General features: G+C 58.3%; 2 protein-coding genes. One reads left to right on the top strand and one right to left on the bottom strand.

What is annotated here, in order from left to right; translation table 11 throughout:
* Window positions 1-572, bottom strand: a 572-nt coding sequence (locus H5U08_RS15485; RefSeq protein ID WP_297035049.1) for a Gfo/Idh/MocA family oxidoreductase, incomplete at its 3' end; no start/stop codon positions are given.
* A gap of 284 nt (window positions 573-856) precedes the next feature.
* Between H5U08_RS15485 and H5U08_RS15480 the strand changes: the two genes are divergently transcribed.
* A complete protein-coding gene (locus tag H5U08_RS15480; protein ID WP_297035046.1) occupies window positions 857-2227 on the top strand; it encodes a Gfo/Idh/MocA family oxidoreductase in 1371 nt (456 codons plus the stop codon).
* Window positions 2228-2564: the final 337 nt, after the last annotated feature.

Raw genomic sequence — 2564 nt, 5'->3', positions numbered from 1 at the left:
AGCCAGGCCAAAAGATCGACGCTGTGAATGGCCTGGTTCATCAAGGCTCCCCCGCCATCGAGCTGCCACGTGCCTCGCCAGGCTCCGCTATCGTAATACTGCTGTGTTCGCCACCATTTGACGTACGCGTCACCGAGCGTCAGTCGCCCAAAGCGCTGCTGATCGATGGCCCGCTTCAGGAGCTGACTTGAATCGTGGAACCGAGAAGGAAAGATTGTGGAGAGAACCACTTTGGCCTCTTCGCATGCGCGAATGATCGCGTCACACCGTTCGAGCGTGATTTCGAGCGGTTTTTCCACGATCACGTGTTTTCCTGCCCGAGCCGCCGCCACGGCAGGCTCCATGTGCGCACCGCTCGGAGTTGCCACCGTCACCACATGCAACTCAGGATCAGATAGGAACGCATCCAGATCGTGATAGGCTTTGCAGCCGAATTCACTCGCCAGCCGCTCTGCGGACTCCTTAACGACGTCGTAGCAGGCCACCAACCGGGCATCCGGAACCTCGCGAATAGCCCGTGCGTGAAACTTGGAGATCAACCCGCATCCAATGATTCCAAAACCTAGCGTCATACCTGAGCACTCCGTGTCATGAGGTTCACGTTGGACGACTGGTCCCGTTCCCTTTCTGGCCCCTTGGTTGCGTTCACCTCCCCCGAATTGCCCGATTATATAGGTTGCCCCAAAAGGGTGAAAGCGGCACAACGACCTTTCCCGGACGACATGCCCGAACGACAGACGCCGTCGCCGACTAAAAAACTTTTCAGGAGCTTGACACACTCGGACGACAGATCAAGATGGAGACGGCGTGGTTTCCGGAAACCTCGGAGCACTTTGTCTGAAGAGGAGTCAAGCTGATGGCCGGGAATAGTGCACACACCGCCGCTTCCAAGCTACCGAACGGCCATGGCCGTCGCTTGAGCCGTCGGACGTTCCTGGGCGGTTCGGCAAGTCTTGCAAGCTTTTTTCTTACTCGCGCCGTCCACGCGGCAGAGTCTCCCGAACGAAAAATTCGGATTGGAATAGCAGGTGGCCGATTCGGTTCCACGTTTCAGTGGCATGAACATCCGCAGTGCATCGTCGCCGCGGTAACAGACCTTCGTCCAGAACGACGCGCCCACCTTCAAAAAGTCTATCGCTGCGATCGAGCTTATGAGTCGCTGGAAGTCATGCTCAAAGAGGCCAAAGACCTGGATGCTGTAGGCATCTTCACGGAGGCCCCTAACCACGTCCCCCATTGCCTGGCAGCGCTACGCTCGGGAAAGCACGTGATCTGTGCCGTCCCCGCGGCCATGACACTGGAAGAATGTGCTGAACTGATCAACTGCGTGGAAAGAACCGGCTTGACCTACATGATGGCCGAAACAAGTTACTGGCAGCAGCACACGATTTCGGCGCGGCGATTCTATCAGGAAGGCAAGTTCGGTGAGATCTATGCCGCCTACTCCATGTATCGTCACCCAGGGCTGGAGTCCCTCTGGTTTGAAAACGGACGGCCGACCTGGCGACACGGCTTCCCACCTATGCATTATCCGACGCACTGTACGGCTCATTTGATCGGAGTGACCGGGGAACGGCTGGCGGCCGTTTCCTGCACAGGATGGGGAGACGACTCACCCCTTTTGCGCGGTAATCCTTATGGCAATCCCTTCTGGAATGAAACGGCGGAATTCACGACCGATCGGGGGCACTCCTTCCGCGTCGAAGTGTGGTGGCTGGGCGCCCATCTGGGCTGCGAACGGGCTGAGTGGTACGGCACAAAAATGAGCTTTCTCTGCGACAATCGCCTGGGAACTCAGGCCACCCTCATTTTCGCCGGTGATCAGCAGGAAACCGACAGCGGAGGATTTGTCAGATCAGCCGCCAAAGTGGAGGCCTATCCGGTCCCCAAGTGGTGGGCCACGGACATGCTTCCCGAACCATTGCGACACGATTCCGGACACGAGGGGTCCCACACTTTCATTACCCACGAGTTCGTAGATTCCCTCATCCACGGGAGATTGCCGGCCGTCGATGTGTATGAGGCAGTGGCTTACACCGCCCCCGGAATCGTGGCCCATCAATCGGCCCTGCGAGGTGGGGAACGCATTTCCATACCTGATTTTGGACGGGCGAAGGCCCGCACGTCGACCTGCACCGAAGAATCCATTGATCGTCGGCGGGAGATTCCGCAAAGGCTTTGGCGTCCCCACCACCCTGTTTTTCCAAAACTCTGGCGACGGCCGTGAGACCGCGTTTTAACCGCGACAGCACGGCTAGCATGTCGTTCCCTCTGGCAGGCGTGGCGAACCGAAACTGCTTGATACCTGCACTTTTTGATGGCCGTGCTTCCCACGGGAATAGATCCAGTCGCACACCTCGGCAGCGTGATGACACCCTCTGACGCTTGGCCGATTGACGGTTCGCGCTAAAATGAAGTGAAGCCGCCGGGGGACGCTACCCTGGGTTACCATCCGGAAAACCGCGGGGACGCCGATTCCACGGTGTGCGGCTCCGCTATCGAAGGAGGTGTTATGCGTTCAAGCGAGGGGAAGGTCTCGATGGAGTCCACGGTGCCGCGCGCTC

This window comes from Thermogutta sp., assembly GCF_014359955.1.
Classification (GTDB): domain Bacteria; phylum Planctomycetota; class Planctomycetia; order Pirellulales; family Thermoguttaceae; genus Thermogutta.
Note: the sequence above shows the minus strand (reverse complement) of the source record. Positions and strands in the feature narration are given on the sequence as shown.